At 67.3% G+C, this 15,366-nt stretch carries 14 protein-coding genes; all 14 read right to left on the minus strand.

Going from position 1 to position 15,366, the window contains the following annotated elements; all coding sequences use genetic code 11:
• Positions 1-121 precede the first annotated feature (121 nt).
• The gene (gene traF / locus ACQ859_RS16100; RefSeq protein WP_431261789.1) at positions 122-1,174 is read right to left on the minus strand and encodes a conjugal transfer protein TraF; all 1,053 of its coding nucleotides are present in this window, start codon (positions 1,172-1,174) and stop codon (positions 122-124) included.
• 7 nt (positions 1,175-1,181) lie between these two features.
• Positions 1,182-1,460: a hypothetical protein gene (locus tag ACQ859_RS16105; RefSeq protein ID WP_431261790.1), complete on the minus strand. Its 279-nt coding sequence runs from the start codon at positions 1,458-1,460 to the stop codon at positions 1,182-1,184.
• 244 nt (positions 1,461-1,704) lie between these two features.
• The gene (gene traN, locus ACQ859_RS16110) at positions 1,705-3,036 is read right to left on the minus strand and encodes a conjugal transfer protein TraN (RefSeq protein WP_431261791.1); all 1,332 of its coding nucleotides are present in this window, start codon (positions 3,034-3,036) and stop codon (positions 1,705-1,707) included.
• Between the two features lie 9 nt (positions 3,037-3,045).
• Positions 3,046-4,227 (minus strand): type-F conjugative transfer system pilin assembly protein TrbC, encoded by a 1,182-nt coding sequence (gene trbC / locus ACQ859_RS16115; protein WP_431261792.1) that lies wholly within the window; start codon positions 4,225-4,227, stop codon positions 3,046-3,048.
• Between the two features lie 7 nt (positions 4,228-4,234).
• Positions 4,235-5,233 (minus strand): TraU family protein, encoded by a 999-nt coding sequence (locus ACQ859_RS16120; RefSeq protein ID WP_431266571.1) that lies wholly within the window; start codon positions 5,231-5,233, stop codon positions 4,235-4,237.
• 206 nt (positions 5,234-5,439) lie between these two features.
• Positions 5,440-6,249, minus strand: a complete 810-nt coding sequence (gene traW, locus ACQ859_RS16125) for a type-F conjugative transfer system protein TraW (RefSeq protein ID WP_431261793.1) — start codon at positions 6,247-6,249, stop codon at positions 5,440-5,442.
• An 86-nt stretch (positions 6,250-6,335) separates the two neighbouring features.
• Positions 6,336-6,800: a hypothetical protein gene (locus ACQ859_RS16130; protein ID WP_431257679.1), complete on the minus strand. Its 465-nt coding sequence runs from the start codon at positions 6,798-6,800 to the stop codon at positions 6,336-6,338.
• 257 nt (positions 6,801-7,057) lie between these two features.
• Positions 7,058-7,564, minus strand: a complete 507-nt coding sequence (gene traF, locus ACQ859_RS16135; protein WP_431261794.1) for a conjugative transfer signal peptidase TraF — start codon at positions 7,562-7,564, stop codon at positions 7,058-7,060.
• 221 nt (positions 7,565-7,785) lie between these two features.
• Positions 7,786-8,130: a hypothetical protein gene (locus ACQ859_RS16140; protein WP_431261795.1), complete on the minus strand. Its 345-nt coding sequence runs from the start codon at positions 8,128-8,130 to the stop codon at positions 7,786-7,788.
• 41 nt (positions 8,131-8,171) lie between these two features.
• Positions 8,172-11,285: a type IV secretion system protein TraC gene (gene traC / locus ACQ859_RS16145; protein ID WP_431261796.1), complete on the minus strand. Its 3,114-nt coding sequence runs from the start codon at positions 11,283-11,285 to the stop codon at positions 8,172-8,174.
• Positions 11,286-11,456: 171 nt separating this feature from the next.
• Positions 11,457-12,185 carry a TraV family lipoprotein gene (locus ACQ859_RS16150; RefSeq protein ID WP_431261797.1) on the minus strand — a complete coding sequence of 243 codons (729 nt, stop codon included), beginning with the start codon at positions 12,183-12,185 and terminating at the stop codon, positions 11,457-11,459.
• Positions 12,182-13,267, minus strand: a complete 1,086-nt coding sequence (locus ACQ859_RS16155) for a thioredoxin fold domain-containing protein (protein WP_431261798.1) — start codon at positions 13,265-13,267, stop codon at positions 12,182-12,184. The genes ACQ859_RS16150 and ACQ859_RS16155 overlap by 4 nt, the downstream gene beginning before the upstream one ends.
• A 370-nt stretch (positions 13,268-13,637) precedes the next feature.
• The gene (locus ACQ859_RS16160; protein ID WP_431261799.1) at positions 13,638-14,381 is read right to left on the minus strand and encodes a TraB/VirB10 family protein; all 744 of its coding nucleotides are present in this window, start codon (positions 14,379-14,381) and stop codon (positions 13,638-13,640) included.
• The gene (locus ACQ859_RS16165; protein ID WP_431261800.1) at positions 14,378-15,346 is read right to left on the minus strand and encodes a hypothetical protein; all 969 of its coding nucleotides are present in this window, start codon (positions 15,344-15,346) and stop codon (positions 14,378-14,380) included. The genes ACQ859_RS16160 and ACQ859_RS16165 overlap by 4 nt, the downstream gene beginning before the upstream one ends.
• Positions 15,347-15,366: the final 20 nt, after the last annotated feature.

Genomic DNA, 15,366 nt, shown 5'->3' on the forward strand with positions numbered 1-15,366 from the left:
CAGGGAACGAAGCGCGAAGTCGAGGCCTGCGGCGCAGCGACGGGACCGGGCGCTGGCGGCTCACCCGTGCGGCACGGTCGCGATCGGGGCCTGGGATCTTGGGCATTTGCATCAGGTTCTCCTAAGGCAGCGCCAGGCGCCGCATGGCGCCCGGCAGCATCGCCTGCGACTCGGGCGTCGACACGGTGGCGATGCGTTCGAGCAGTTGGGATTCGGAGAGCACGCCGAACCCGATCGGTGTGATCGTGGCGTTGAAGGGTTGGGCGAGGAAGACCGCAGGCACCTGGGTGACCTTCAGGGCGCTGGCGATGCCGTTATCCCGTCGGGGACTCGGATAGTTCGGGAGAGGCCCGCCGTCCAGGCTGACCGGCACGACCTGCAGGTCATGGCGTTCCTCGAAGCCGCGCAGCGTCGGCGCGAAGGCGTGGCAGTACGGGCAGTCCGAGCGGAAGAAGAAGAGCAGCACATGGTCCCGTCCCAGCGCGTCAACGGTGCTCGACCGATCGTCGCGCTGGCGCTGCTCGAACACCTCCAACGCCTTGGCGTTCACGGGTCTGCCTTGGACGGTCGGATCGAGTTCTGGCGTGGCCCACGCCACGCGTTGCGCCACGTCGGCGAAGTGGGATGCGCGCGCGACGACGCTGGCCTCGAGTGCCATGTAGCGGCGTACGTTGACTTCGGTGGGCCGCATGATCGCGATGTGGCGAAGGTCCTGCAGGGTCCTTTGCAATTGCTCGAACTCCACCAGTTCTGGTGCGCGCTCAGCAGCAGCAGGGGCTTGTGCGGGCGAGGTAGCGCGCCTTGGAGGAGTGCCATCGTCATGTTTGGAGCGCAGCGGCGCCTGGCGATCCGGACTGGCTTCGAGGTCTGGATCCTCATAGAAGTGCCAGCCGCGCCAGCCATCTGCCCAGTACGCGACACGCGCGTCGCGCGGGCGTTCCGCACTTGGGGCTGAGGCCGCCTTGCGTGGGGCTGGGGTCTCGACGCGAACCGGGTCGCGCAGCACAGGCGCTTGCGCCAGTGCCGCCCGCATGCAAAAGGGCCCGGCCAGGAGCGACACGCACCCCAGGCACCCTAACCAACTGAGCCAGCTGAGCCGGGTGAGCCGGGTAAGCCGGGTGAGCGAGCTGAGCCGGGTGAGACTGCGAAGGCAGGCGAAGGCGAGGCGACGCATGGCGTTCCTAACGCAGCGAACGCGGCGGCAAGCCGTCGGCGCAGTAGTTCAAGCCGAATTCGATCGTCTGGCGGCGCGGCGCGGCCACACCCGGCAGCTTGACGCCCTCCTGCCAGAAGAGCACGTTGAGCCGCGCACACCCCGTCTGTTGATACCGCCGCAGGGTCGTGACATCGATGTACAGGGGGCTCGTGGCGTCGAAGCGGCGCGTGATGGCATCGGCTAGCTCGCCGGTCAGGACGCCGCGCGCGGTGCCATCGGCCGCGGCGAGCGCTGCCAGCAGCAACGGTCGGGCGTCCGGTACGGGGACTCGCGCGAAGCCTTGCGCGAGGCCCTGTGAACGAACGGTCCCCCGCACAGGGCGGCCAGCACGAGCAACGCGGTGCCCATAGGACCGCAGCCAAACACCTGCGTGCTGCTGAGCGTGCACGAGACCATCGTGTCGAATGGCCTCCAAAAGGCATGCGCGGCCCGGGAGGCCAGGGCACGGCGGCGCCTGGAATGCGAGCCGAGCTCCGATGCAGGCGAGGTCATTGGCATTGGCCTTGTCCCAGGTAGCAACGCGTGGCCTGCGTGGCGTTGCGGTTCCGGATTGCGCTCGCATCAGGGAGACGGGGCACGATGGACGCATAGAACTCGCTCAGGTCCAGCCGCGAGAGATCCAGCCGCTGGAGTTGCGCGACGGTAAAACCCGAGCAGTCAGGGTTCTGCGCGGAACCCCAGCCTTTGCGCAGCTGGGCGCGTCCTTGCTCGTTGATGAGGCGCGCCAGCGACGAGTTGAAGCAGCACTTCTTGGTCGTGTGCGTGGTGCATGAGACGCAGTGCCCCAGCACCCGGATGCACGACGAACAGTAGGTGCCCACGGCGTGGCACAGCCGGGCGCCTTCCTTCATCGCGAGCTTCCCCTCTTCTTCGTCGCACGACATCATGGACATGACGATGTAGATCACGACGGCGATGGCCAGGCTCCACGGATCGAAGGCGACCACGACGCTTTGGCCCGAATACAGCACCGCCGAGCCGGCGGGCAGGGCGGCGCCATTCACGGCAACGGTCACACCGTAGGTCGTGAACGTGCCGGCGAAGCCGCCGCCCATCAGCAGCGCCTGCATGCCCTGGTACAGGAACTGGCGGTTGTTAGCGTTCATCAGCACGTCGTAGACGAGGCGCGATCCCACGCCGAACATGCTCTGGTTGCTCATGCCCGCCCCGGCAGAGTCGGCATGGCAGCAGTTCTTGAGCAGCCGGTCGCGGCACCGGGCAGACTCTCCTTGGAACACCTTCAGAGCGGTCGGATCGAGATAGACCCCGGCCTCACGCGCGGCTTCCAGGAAAGACATGGCGCGGGCGAAGTCGGGGTCGTTCGCGTGACGGGTCTCGAAACAGTTGCCGCCAAGACAGAACACGTTGGCCGGACAGTTGCCGGCCTCGCAGCCGCGGTAGTAAGCGCCAATGTCCCCGAGTTGCCCGGAGGGATCTCCGATGACGCGTCGGGCGTCGAGTATTGCGGGATCGTTCGCCGAGAGCGGTTCGCGCGGCGTGCTGGCCGAGGCCAGGGCGCCGAGCAGCGCCTGGCAGACCGGGTCGCCTGGCAGCGAACGGCAGGCCGCGAACTGCGCATCGGCGGCGCCGGAAAGGCTGGGCTGGCCGTAATACCGACGCTCCGGCGGTGTTGTCGTGTAGCCAGGCACCAGCCCGGACGCACTCGGTGCAGTGACCTTGCCGCGTATGAGCGGGTTGGCCGCCTGGCCCGCCGCCAATCCCTCGTCATGGGGGCTCGCGGCATGCGCGATCCGTGCGGGTGGCGAGAGCGACATGGCCAGCGCCGTCAGCCACACCACGATTTGATGAGGGAGGGGCATGTCAACACCTCAGTGCTTGTGCGGGCCGGGACCCGCGCCGGTCTCGCGAATGCCGACGCCGACGCCGACGCCATCACCCGCAGCACGCGGGACATTGCCGGCGCCCGGGCCGGCTTCGCTCTGCATCCCGGTTCTGATTCCGGTTCCGGTTCCGTCGCGGTCCACACCGTGTGCGGCGAGTCGGGCAAGGAAGAGCTGCGCGGCGTGCCGGAAGTCGGGCCGCGTCAGGCGCATGTGCGCCAGCGCGTAGTCGAGACTGACGTCGCCGGCAACGCGCACGAAATCCGCGGCCGGCGCACACGTGCCACTCGCGCAGGACTGGGGTCGCGCGCCGTCTCGCACCAGCACGAAGGTCGGCACGCGCTGCACATCGAACCGATCGAAGGCCGGTGGGTCGATCTGGAGCGCCACCTGCGTGGCGCCGAGGAGCGGCTGCACGAGTTGGACCGTCTCGCGCAACGAGCCGTTGACGAATCCCCGCAGCACCACGGCAGCGCGTGCGCGCGCCGCCTGCGCGAGCAGCCTTTGCAAGGTGGGTCGGGGCATCGACAGGCTCACGAATACCAGCAGCCCGGGGGCCGTGGTGGCGCCGTTTGCTGGGGGCCCTTCCGCCTGCGCCGCGTAGCCGCGCGCGATGGCCTCGATATCGATCGGGGTATTGGACAGCGGCAACGGCAGGGCGTCGATGCGCGGTGCCTGCGAAGACGGTGATGGCTGTCCCTGAGCGGTCGCAAGCCCTGGATGACGTTGCAGGTCCCGTGACACTCCCGGCGTCCCGTGCTGACGGCGCACGGCCTCGATGTCCGCGGGTGTGGGCGTACGCGCCTCCCGCTGCACCCGTCGAATGTCCTCGTCGGTGATGCGCGGCATGACGGGGGTGGTCGCAGTGCCGTTCGCACTACCGGTCGCAGTACCGGTCGCGGTCCTCGTCTCCGTCTGATTGCCGGTCCCTGAACCACGGCGGGGGAATGAGGCGGCGGAGGCCGCGACGGCTGCGGCAGAGGCGGATGCGGAGGCTGTCGCCGGGATCGACCGTACCTGCGCATCCGCCGAGCCCAGCCAGCATGGCGAGGACATCGCCACTGTGATGGCGATTGCGATGACACGGGCGATGACACCGCCGATAACACCGCCGATGACACCGGCGATGGTGCGTGCGACCGCCCGGGCGACGATCCAGCCGGGCGCCATGATGAGATCAGTAGCCGACACAGCAGTTCCTCTTTCGGAACAACATGAACGCGAAGTCCTCGCCGCGAACGGGGTACTCCTTGCCGGCACCCCACAGGACCGTCGTGCCCCCGAACGGCTGACAACACCTGCCCGCTTCCTTGGTCGTGTTGGGAATGGGATAGGTGAGCTGGGTCTTGTAGGCCCGCTTGTCCATGACGGGCTCGAAGTACGGACCGCACAGTCCGCGCTGGCCATGCCAGCCCCAGGCCACGAGTTCACGATGCATCTTGGCGGTGAGCCGCTGCGCCATCAGCACGGCGGTGCGCACGCCGCCGAGGTGGTAGGGCACGTGCCCATTCATCGGGTACAGCCCACCCTGGCAGCCCGCGCACCAGAAGAGCTCGGGAATACCGAACCCGGCCGACGCGGCGACGCAGTCCGCTGCACACGCCGCGACGCTTGCCGGATTGGCGAACAGCACGGCGTCCGGATTGAGGATCAGCGTGAGCTCGTCATCGCCCCACAAAGGATCGACTTCGGTGAGGTAGGCCAGATCGAACGAGCCGCGCTCAAGGCAGGGAAAGTCGGCCACGGCCTCGAGATAGAACAGGACCGGGTTCACATAGAAATGGGCCTGGTAGAACGACCCGCCGTCTCCGTCGCCTTCCGCATGCGTGACGCGCGCGCCTTCGGGCGAGGGCAGTCCCGGGTTCAGGTCGAGGCCGCCCAGGGACACGAGGCAGAACGGCTTGCGCACGGCTTCGACATGGCGCGCGGGTTCCCAGAACCCCACGGTGAGGCCGACGGTCGGGTTTGTGCCGCAGCTGCACAGCGGGCTCGATGGGTTGTCGATGTCTTCCTGTTCACCCAGATTCCCGAGCCGCACGCTGCCGATGCTGATGGGCAGGATGCAGCTCCAGCAGATGTCGGTGATCGGGTTGGGGAACTGGCCGGTGCAGGTCCCGGCGCCGGCGGCGCGCGCCGCATCCACGGGAGCGAAAGCGATGATCATCGCGATCAGCATGCCGGCCGGGGCGGCGGCGCGGATTGCGGAGAGTGTCGTCACCGCGCCGTTGAGCTCTGTGGCGACTCGTGATGAGTCGCGTCCGATGACCCGTGGGATGCCCCGCGGGATATCCCGTCGGATGTGCACTGAGGCGCGCGGGTGCAGGCTCCGGCTCGCGTGTCCGACGAGGCGCATGAGACGCGCCGCGGCGTGTGAAAGCCATCTCATGGGGCGACCTCCAACTCGTCCACACGCAGTCGCTGACCTTGTTGCGTCACCATCGCCGGCACCTGCCGAATCCCGATCCGACGCGTCAGCATGCCGCCCTGGTCGTAGTAGACGGGGGTACGCCAGACGTGCATCAATTCCAGATATGAGCCCGCCGTCAGGATCGGTTTCACGCGCCCTTGGTGCTGAGTGATGACTGCGTGGGCTTGTCGGACCTGGCGACTGTCGCGTGCGTCGAAGAACAGCAGCGGCCGGCTCAGCGATGTCACGTCGAGCGGATTCGTCTTCGTGCCCGCTGCGAAGAGCAGTTCTCCTCGAGGTCCGAGCACGTTGCGGCCCAGCACGAACGTTGGATCGAAGAGGAAGCTGCGCGCAACGCGGGTAGTGACGATCTCGACAACCGGCATGGGATGACGGACCGCGTGCGCACCGCGATTGCGAGCCTCGTCCTCGATGCGCGAGAGCTCGCCGGTGCGCGCGGCCTCTCTCAAACGCTGCTCGATCATCTGCAGCAGGTGAGCTTCGGTGATCGGATACGTGGGACCCAAGGTGCCGGCGTCGGGTGCCGCCGCCTCGGCGGCCATGGCCGGGGCGACCGGGAGGGCAGTGATGGCGGTGATGGCTGCGATGGCGCACGTTGCCAAGGTCGCGGGGATGGCCGGCGAGATGCCAAAGCGGATGGCGGCAAAGGTGGCGGCGAGGACGGCCGCGGGGACGGCGGTGCGGGCGACTGTGTGGGCGGCCGCTCTCGGCGCCCCCTCGCTCGGGACAGTCGGCTGGTGGTGTGAACGGCTTGTGCGTTTCAAGGCGTGTGTGGCTCGCGACGGGAGCGAGGCACATGCGGCATCTCGGGCCGTGCCCGGAGCTGGGATCTGAGTAAGCGGATCGCTTTTCATCGAGCCGCTCCAGCGGAACACCGCAGATACCGCGTCAGGTCACGGCGATCGCTTGGATCCTGGCGCTGCGCTGCGCGGATGAAACCCATCAGCACCGGGTCGCCGGCCGTTCCGGCAAACGATCGATGGAGTTCCGGGGTCGTCATCTCCCGCCCGCAACGCAGCAGGAAAGCCGCGAGAAAATCTCGAGCACCCTGTTCCGCAGCCGGCGAGATCTGTCGCAGCAGCCCCAGATAGTCGGCCAGCGACATCGCATCGACATCCCCTGCAAACGCGTTGGTCGACATCGACGGCGCAGGAGGGTCCTCCCGAGTGAGCGCGCCGAATGCAGGGCTGCTCTGAGCAAAGGCGGCGTTGGCCGAAGCGCATAGGGCGATGAGCGCCACGGCTGCGCATGTGGTCACTGCTGTGATGACGACGATGAAGGCGACGGCAGCGGCCCCGACGAGCACGCGGACCATCCCGCTGCGATACGTCTCGTGGTGCCTCCAAAAACGCGCCCAGCTGCGGCGCTCGCCCTTGCGGCCTCGCGAGAAATTTGACCAGTGTTGGCGGTGCCTCTGGGGACAAGGATCGCCAGGGCGACCAGGGCGACCGGGGCGACAGTCGCGATGCCACAAGCCGCGCTGTCGTATCTGGCTCGTGCAGTGCAGGCAACGCTTGCAGTGATCGACATACCTGCTGATGAGCGAACGATAGCGATGCATTCGGCTGCTCCTCAGAACAACGGGTGGACACGGGCAACAATCTGCCCCTGCGCTACGAGGCCGCTCTCTTGGTAACGGGAATCGAAGCTGTCCGCGCTGGCGCCCTGCACGTAGAACTGACCCGGTGGGATGACGAGGGGTGCGATGGGCGTCAGGGGCCGGCGGTCATGCGTGAACGGCTTCGCCAGCCCCATCGGCTCGCCATTGACCAGGACCGTGCGACCCTGGACCGTGATCACGTCACCGGGTAGTCCCCGGACGCGTTTGAAGAAAGGCTGTCCCTGCAGGCCGGGAAACGGCTTCGGCGTCCCGCCGGAGAACGCGAACACGATGAGGTCGCCGCGACCGGGCGTGCGCGGGCCGACGTGCATCCACGCCACGTGATAAGGCAGGCTGGGCGTCCAGTTGAAAACCAGCGGCATGCGCGGCGTGGGGTCGATGAAGAGGCGGATGTAAGCCAAGACCCAGATCGCCACGACGGGAGCCACGAGATACCAACGCCGGCGCATCATCCCCATGAGCTCTCGGTGTGAATGTTTCTGGCGCTGCCAGAAGTGCTGCCAGGAGTGCTGCCAGAAGTGCTGGCAGCAGCGCTGCCACTCGCGTGACCTGCGGCGATGTCGGATCAACCCCGCCGACGAGACTGAAGGGACCGAATGAGCGCATGGCGCGGAATGCGCCAACACGGCGAAGGGGACGGGAGGGACGGAAGCGGCCTCGCGCCCCCTGGATTCGTTGGTCATGGCAGATGCACCTTCTGCCGCAACAGCGGAGTGAGGTCGCGGGCGTGCGGCGCGCCTGCGACTGCTGACTTGGCCAACACCACGCAGGCGCACTCCCTGGGCAGCTCGTCCAGCGCCGCTGGCAGACGCCTCGCGAATGCCCGCGCCAGGGCCAACGCCCGCTCACGGTCTTCCTCGGTGCTGGCTTGGGTCAGCAAGCGCGTGAACTCGGCCTCTTTGGCGCGGTAGACCTCGGCGAGATCGACCACGCCCACCGTCAGTGCCGGCCGCAGCACGAAGCGGTCATAGGCCTGCAGCGCGAGGGCGGTGACCAGGCCCGCGGCAACGGTGGCGGCACCCATTTGACGCAGGGCGCTGACCAGGAGCGCAACGGCTGGCCGGCTCATAGCGCATGCCCCCGCTGACGCAGCAGCGTTGTGATCGCCTCGTCGATCGACAAGCCCTGGGCACGCAATGCGTCCAGTGGAGCGTTGTCCTCGAGCTTGTTGGAAAACAGCAGGTGGGTGGCCGGATCGAGGATCGTGCGCGCCACGCCTTCGCCCACGGGCGAGGAGATGTAGAGCTCGGAAAACGCACCTGCCTCGGTGCGCAACGAGTGCAGCAACCGCTTCTTGGGATCGTCCAACGCCAGGCGTCCCTTGCGATCGAGCATCTCGATGGATTCGGGCTTCTGGCGCAGGAGGAACACCCAGTCCGAGCAGTTGAAAGCGGCCTCCATCTGCGCCGAGCCGTAGTAGTCGTCGGCACTTTGCGTGGCAGTGCCGAGCGCGCCGCCGTACTTGCGCGCGCGACGGGCGGCTTCCTCCACGACCGCCGCCTTGACGGGGTCGTCCGCGCCGACGTCGCCGAGTTGCTGCTTGAGCTCGTCGATGAACAGCACCTTGCGCCGATTGCGCGTGAGGTACATCTCGCCGGTGATCTGGTGCAGCAGCAAGATGTTGACGACGGCGTGGAGGTCCGGGCGTCGCTTGAGCTCTTCGTTCTCGATGACGATGAAGTCGTTGGAGAAGTCGACGTTGGCCCGGCCTTCGAAAAAGCGCTCGTATTGCCCGCCCTTGGCGTAGGGGTTGAGCATGATGGCCAGGTCCTTGATGCGCTGGTCGCCCACCATGCCGAGCTCTTCCAGCGTTCCGGAGCGAAACGCATCGCGCAGCCCGGTGATCGTCAGATCGCATCCGTACGCGCGCCAGAGCTTGAGCACCATGGCGGAGATGGCCTCGTACTGAACTTCCTCCAACGGGTGCTGCATGGAGGCCATCTTGGAGATGCCCGGCACCAGCATGTCGAGGTCCTCGTGGATGTCGCGCACGACGGAGAACGGGTTCAGGCACAGCGCCACGTCGGGGCGGAACTCGATGTAGGTGCCGCCTGCCTTGCGACAGAGTTTCTCGAAGCTGCGCCCCAGGTCGAGCATCCACACTTTGGCGCCGACCGCGCGGTAGGACCAAGCCAGCTCGTTCATCAGGACGGACTTTCCCGAGCCCGGTGCGCCGATGATGGCGAAGTTGTAGTTGCCCAGGTCGTTGTCGTAGAGGTCCAGCGTCATCAGCTGGCCGCGGCGCCCGCCGAAGACAAGCGCTGGCGTGGGCGTGCCCCGCCACTCGGCGATCAGGGGCGCCATGTGGATCGCGTTGGCCATGGTCTTGCGGGTCACGCGGCGCATCTTGGTGAGGTCCCGATGGAAGCGCGGCGTCAGTGTCATCGGCAAGCTGGCGAGCAAGGCCTGCCGATGCAGGTAGGCGTCGGCGTTGAGCTGGAAGCCGCGTGCGCGCCAGATGGCGTTGGCCGCCTCGTGCGCGGCGCCGGCGCGCTGCGGCGTGGTGAAGGTCGCCAGCTGCATGTACAGGCTCACGAGGCTGCCGCCCGTGTCGATCGCCTCGGCTGCGGCCGCCCAGTCGTCCAGCTTCTTGCGCACGTCCGGCATCACGTCGGCCATCTTGGACTTCGCGTTCTGCGTCGCGCGCAGGTGGTTGGCGGTGACGGTGGATTTGATGGTGCTCGGATCCAGCACGTGCACGCCCAGCGTGATCAGGAACGGCGCCGTGTACTGGAGCGACGGCTGCATCAGGTCGCCGATGAGCGAGCCCATCTGCCACAGCGCGAAACGTTCGGGGAAACTCTTGACGGAGTAGAACCTGGCCTCCAGAACCTGCGGGATGGTTTCCTTCCACAAGCTCAGGCCGTTGGCGGTGGCGTCCTGGACGGTGTCGAAGTCCACGATCTGGTCGCGGATCTCCCGGCCGTCGTCGTAATGCAGCCAGCGGTCGTCGTCGTAGTTCAGGTCCGGCTCGTCGGAATGGGCGATGCGGTCCGGATTGGTGAAGAGGGCACACCAGTTGATGAGATCGGCCGCGTCGCAGACCTTGCTGGGAAGGAGTGCGGAGCGCAGTGTTGCCCGCATGGAGTCGCGCAGTGACAGGAGCGTTTCGCGCCGACTCATGTCTTCGGCTTCGCCGGGTAACGCCACGCTCAACATCAGCCGGAAGTCCCGCAGGGTGTAGTGAAAGCCCGTCGTCATCGAGTGCTGTGTGCCGTGCAACAGATGAGTCACCCGCTGCCTTGCCAGACGCCTGAACAGGTTCAAGTTGGGCACCGGAGCGCCTTCGGTGCGCGCGCGTTCCGCCTGGTCGTCGTCCTCAATCCGGAGATTGGTGTACGCCCGCAGCCGGTGTCGCACGTGCGGAGACGCGAAGAGGTGGAACTGGAGTCCCGTCTCGGGCGGGCAGCTCGCATACAGAGAGACCAGCACTTCAGTCATGCGCTCGTCGGCGCCAGACTGGGGGGTCACCTCCAGCAGGAAGCCCATGCCGTCCCGGTTGACGAAGATCCGTTCCTCTCTCAGAAAGGCGGCGTAGGGCAGCCAACTGGCGAACTGCTCGGCGGGTGACTGCGACACGCCGCGAAGACCCAGGAGCGATGACAGCGGCGACGAAGGGGACCGGAGCGTTGGATCGGTCGACCCCGGCGGCGACCAATTTGGCGACCGCTCGAACGGCCGCCCGACCGGCCGCTTGAGCGATCGACTGAGCGATCGGCTGAGCGATCGCTTGAACGTGCGACGGGGCGAGCCCTGAGGCGACTGATCGGACGATCGCTCATACGACGGCTCATACGACGGCTCATACGACGGCTCATACGACGGCTCGGTCGACGGCTCATACGACGGCTCGGGCGACGGCTCGGGCGACGTGCACGAGGACTCGTGTGACGCCCGGGTCAGCGGCTCAGCGGGAGGGGCGTCGGACCCCTGAGCGGAGCCTGTATGGGCAGCAGCAACGGACTCGACTTTGATCCCAACGCCGAGTCCGGCTCCGACTCCCACTCCGACTCCGGCTCGGGCTCCGACTTCGACTTCGACTGTCGGCCCGTGCGGTGCGCAGGCTGGACCGTGTGGCGCCATGGGAGGGGCGAGAACCGGTGCCAACGACGGCACGGCGGATGATTCGACGGCTGGGTCGCCCTGAGGTCGATCAAGGGGAGGCGTGGCGGATTTCATGGCGGCGATCGTGGCGGTGGTCGTGTCGGCGTTCGGGGAGAAGGTCGAGGTCGTGTTCGAGGCTGCGTTCGTGGCTGCGTTCCTGGCTGCGTCGTGGATGGGGTGAAGGCTTTGCGCCAAACGAGCTGCCAGAACTTGAGACGTTGCTGGAGTCGAGGTCCATAACGGATCTCATGGGAGCCGCGGCGAGTCGCGCGAGGTTGGCGCGGGAGGAAGAACAACAGTCGGCGTAGCGGTCAACGCGCCCTGGCGCCCGTCTTCGGGCATAGCCATCGAAGGTCGTGCCGCGGCGGCATTCGCGCTGGACGAGGCTGCCGAGAGCGGACGGATCGGCGCATTGCGCGCACGGATCTGCTGATGTATGTGATCGATGCGCCAGCCACCGTTGGTGATCTGCACGTAGACGTAACCCTGATCCCAGAGGTCGCCATCCGCATCCTCCCAGGCCTTCGTCCACAACCTCAGCACGCGGGCCTGGGTGCGAAGCGCGTCGGCCGGCAGGCCATTGAAGAGTGCGGCATCGGCGTTGGGTCCGTCGATCGGGGCGCGCTGTTGGAGCAAGTCCGTTGCAGGCTGGCGCGGGCGCGCTGCGGTCGCAGTGGCGGCGCCTACCGACCCTTGGCTGAACGATGGCGTCGCCGCGCCGTTACGCACGGCGTTGGCATAGGTGCCGGCAACCGACTGACAGGTCACGCCTTCGGGCGCGGCGCAGGCGTACTTGGACTCGCCCCCCAGCCCCGACAGGTTCAGGCAGCCACTCAGCAGGCAGGCGACAGCGGTTGACGCGCACGGGCCTGTGATCGAGGCACGCGCCGCACGCGCCGCACGCGCCGCACGCGCGGACCGATCGTGCCAAGGTCGCAGCCGCGGAGCGGCGCTGAGGATTTGTTGCGTCATCATGGCTTGCGCTCCAGCGGTGAGTCTTTTCGGAGCGGATCGGTCGGGACGCCCGGGATTGCGGGAACGGCGGGGACGGCGGGAACGGTCGGGACGGTCGCGATGGTCTGACTGGCAGGAACGGCCAAGCTAGCAGGACCGGTCGGCCTGGCAGCACTGGTCGAGCGGGGGGACATCCTTCGGTCGCCAGCGGTACCCGGACGAGACGGAGTGAACGCGGTTGCGATGAGCCGGGCCTCGATCGCTTCGCGGGCGAGCGATCCGGTCGACCTGGTCCCATCGGCCCAGATGAGCGTCGGGGTCGCGTTCACGCGCAAGCGGCGAGCCAGTGCCAGATTTCGGTCAAGGGGATGATCACAGGCGGCGGCCCGCGACTGCGGCGCGGCGCGACCGCTCGACATCCACTGCTGCCACGCGCGCCCGCGGTCCGCAGCGCACCAGATCGATACAGGGATGTCGTGGCCCTGAAATGGCACGAGGAACGTGTAGATCGTGACGTCGTCGAGCCCTGCGAGTTCGGACTCGAGTTGTCTGCAGTAGCCACAGCCCGGATCGCTGAAGATCGCCAGGGTGCGCCGGCCTGCGCCGCGCACCGTTCGGATCGCATCGTGCAGCGGAAGCCGCTTCACATCGATAGGCGGGCTGTCGGCCCAATCTGACGCAGCTGCTCCTCCAGCATCCGCGCCAGCCATGTCGCTCGCGCCGTTGCTGTCCGACTCCGCAGCGTCAGCACTGGGCCGTGCAGCTGCTGTAACGCCAGCGTCCGCACCCGCTTCAGTGCCGCCGGAACCGGAGGCGTTTCGAGCTGGTCCGGACTCGGGCACGCGAGATCCGGTCAGGTCGCGCATGGTCTGCGTGTCGTAGAGCCGCCCGAAGATGAAGAAGCGCGGGTTTCGCGCGGAGACATACGCCACGGTCCCGTTCATCCAGACCTCGAACAGGTCCGGCACCTCCGTGCGCACGATGTCGCTGAAACGCGTGCCGGGATGCGCTGCGCGCAAGTTCGCCTGCAGCGTGGTGTGCGCGTCACCACGCCTCGATCTGCGCTGGACGATCGCAGTCGATCTGGTCGGCGAGCTCGCCATCGCCGCCCACTCCGCCGACCGGATTTCCCGCGCTGACGGCCGCGCCGAGGATGATGGGTCTGCTACATCGGCCGCATGGGCCGCATGGGCCGCATGGGCTGCATTTCCCGCATGGGCCGCTTGGGATGCGCCGGATTCGTTCGTTGCGTTCGATGCGTTGGATGCGTCTGCAGCGGCCGTCCACGGTTTGGCCTCCGAGGTGCGCTCAAGCCGTGCATCGCTGCGTTGCGCCCAGGTTGGAGCACTGAGCGGGACCAGCGCCGCGCATGTGACAACAGCGCGTGCAATTGCAAGGGCAGCAAGGCGGCGTGCCCGAATTCGGTCGTCCCGAATGCGGCCGTCCCGAATACGGCTTCCCGGCCGCAGCGGTTCAGTACAGGTCATCGTTGAACGCCTCCAGGTAGCGGGTCTCAGGAGAGGAGAAACGGGGAGACCGGCCGCGTGCTCCCGTGGCGCGTCCCGCGTCCCAATTGGCATTGCGGCCGGCATTGCGTTCGCTACTGCGTTCGCCACTGCGTTCACTGCGATCGCGACTGCGGTCGCCATCGCCGTCGCCAACAAAGCTCGCGTGCGCGCTAGCGGCGCTCGACATCGGCACGTCGATCCGCACGCCCTTTGTGATCACGACATCGATCTCCCTGCCCGCGTCGACTTCGATGACGGGGAAGGTGTTCTCGGCGAGCTTGATGTAGTACTGCGCCAGACGGTCTAGCGCCTTGCCCACGCCGCCGCCCAGCCCGGCACGGTAGGCGTCAGCGCTGCTGTCGGTGCTGGCCGTTGTACCGAGCGGAGATGAGCTGTAGCTCGTGTTGGCCGTGGAAAGACCCTGGCCGATGCCACTGACCACGCCGGCCAGCAAGGCGTTGGCCAGCATCTGGCCTTGCTTCGTGACCAGGCGGCCCCGCATGCCCACCTTGCCGTCCTCGCCGTAGACGCTGCCCTGGATGCGCACTTCCAGCGTGGCGCCGTCGTCCCGTACGCACGACAGGCTCTCCGTGCGCAGATAGGCACGCTCGGCGCTGATGTCACCGTAACCGGCGGCAATGACGAAGCAGTCGCGATACTCGCCGCGGAAACGGTTGGGTAGCACGGTGTTGTCGGACAGCCGGATCAAGACCGGGTGAGGATTGGATTGGGACTGCCCCCGGTCGGTGCGTCCAGGCCACCGAGCAAGGTACCGCGCGTGAAACTCACGGGCAGGAAGGTGGCCACGGTTTCAGCCGCGGTCGTAGCCGCAGCCGCAGCCGCAGCCACAGTCGCAGCCACAGTCGCATCCGCTGCGGCCGGCGCCGGCACGAAGTTGCCCGCTGGCGATCCAACCGGATGAGCCGCGTCCAGGGCGTTTCCCGGGATCGGGGGCGCCGCGGCGAGGCTGACGCGCACGATCAGGGGCGCGGCAACGAGCGCAGGAGCAAAGGGCAGCGGAGGTGGCCGCGAACCGGCATGCGCGCCCGGCGGCGTCCTCGTCGCCATCGCGGGCAAGGTCGCGGCTGATGTTGCGGCCGTAGTTGCGGCCGTAGTTGCGGCCGTAGTTGAGGCCGAATTTGCTGGCGATTCCGAGTTCGATTCCGAGATCGATGTCGCGGGCGATGTCGCGCCCAATGTCGATCGCGGCAACGCTCCCGCTGGCGGCATCACCATGGGCGAGTCCAAAGAGAGATCCGACGGGAAGGGCGGCGCGCCCGGTCCCGCTGACTGCTGTGGCACGTCCGGTGACACGCCCCGCGAGGCCGCGCCTTGTTGCGCGGACGTCAGTCGTTGCTCGAGCTCCGCGAAGCGCTGCATCGTGCGCGTCTCGAAGGACTGGCGGTCCTTGTTGAGGCGACCCTGTTCCTCCCGTTCGCTCTCATATTGGGCGAGCTTTCGCCCTGCTGTCCCGACCCATTGATCGACCGGGTTGATCTGAGCGCCTGGCGGCAGCACGCCGATGTTGGTAACGCTCGCCCTCTGGTCCGCAGGCAGGTCCCGGGTCGTGGACACGGGGGCGGGGGTGCTCAGGCTCAAAACGAGCCAGAGCACGCCGATGCCGCTTGCGAGCAGTGCGGTCAGCAGGGCGTACTGTCGCTGGCGTGGGGACATCTGATCCAGGCGTGCGCGAA

The sequence above is a fragment of the Roseateles chitinivorans genome (assembly GCF_050632235.1).
Taxonomy (GTDB): Bacteria; Pseudomonadota; Gammaproteobacteria; order Burkholderiales; family Burkholderiaceae_C; genus Roseateles; species Roseateles chitinivorans_A.

Bases quoted from the DNA above. Each gene is read 5' to 3' on its own strand.
- traF (WP_431261794.1), bottom strand. From the start codon at position 7,564: ATGGGGATGATGCGCCGGCGTTGGTATCTCGTGGCTCCCGTCGTGGCG.
- ACQ859_RS16140 (WP_431261795.1), bottom strand. From the start codon at position 8,130: ATGGGTGCCGCCACCGTTGCCGCGGGCCTGGTCACCGCCCTCGCGCTG.
- ACQ859_RS16120 (WP_431266571.1), bottom strand. From the start codon at position 5,233: ATGCTGATCGCGATGATCATCGCTTTCGCTCCCGTGGATGCGGCGCGC.
- traN (WP_431261791.1), bottom strand. From the start codon at position 3,036: ATGCCCCTCCCTCATCAAATCGTGGTGTGGCTGACGGCGCTGGCCATG.
- ACQ859_RS16155 (WP_431261798.1), bottom strand. From the start codon at position 13,267: ATGGCGAGCTCGCCGACCAGATCGACTGCGATCGTCCAGCGCAGATCG.
- ACQ859_RS16130 (WP_431257679.1), bottom strand. From the start codon at position 6,800: ATGGTCCGCGTGCTCGTCGGGGCCGCTGCCGTCGCCTTCATCGTCGTC.
- traF (WP_431261789.1), bottom strand. From the start codon at position 1,174: ATGCGTCGCCTCGCCTTCGCCTGCCTTCGCAGTCTCACCCGGCTCAGC.
- ACQ859_RS16150 (WP_431261797.1), bottom strand. From the start codon at position 12,185: ATGATGACGCAACAAATCCTCAGCGCCGCTCCGCGGCTGCGACCTTGG.
- trbC (WP_431261792.1), bottom strand. From the start codon at position 4,227: ATGGCGCCCGGCTGGATCGTCGCCCGGGCGGTCGCACGCACCATCGCC.
- ACQ859_RS16165 (WP_431261800.1), bottom strand. From the start codon at position 15,346: ATGTCCCCACGCCAGCGACAGTACGCCCTGCTGACCGCACTGCTCGCA.
- traC (WP_431261796.1), bottom strand. From the start codon at position 11,285: ATGAAATCCGCCACGCCTCCCCTTGATCGACCTCAGGGCGACCCAGCC.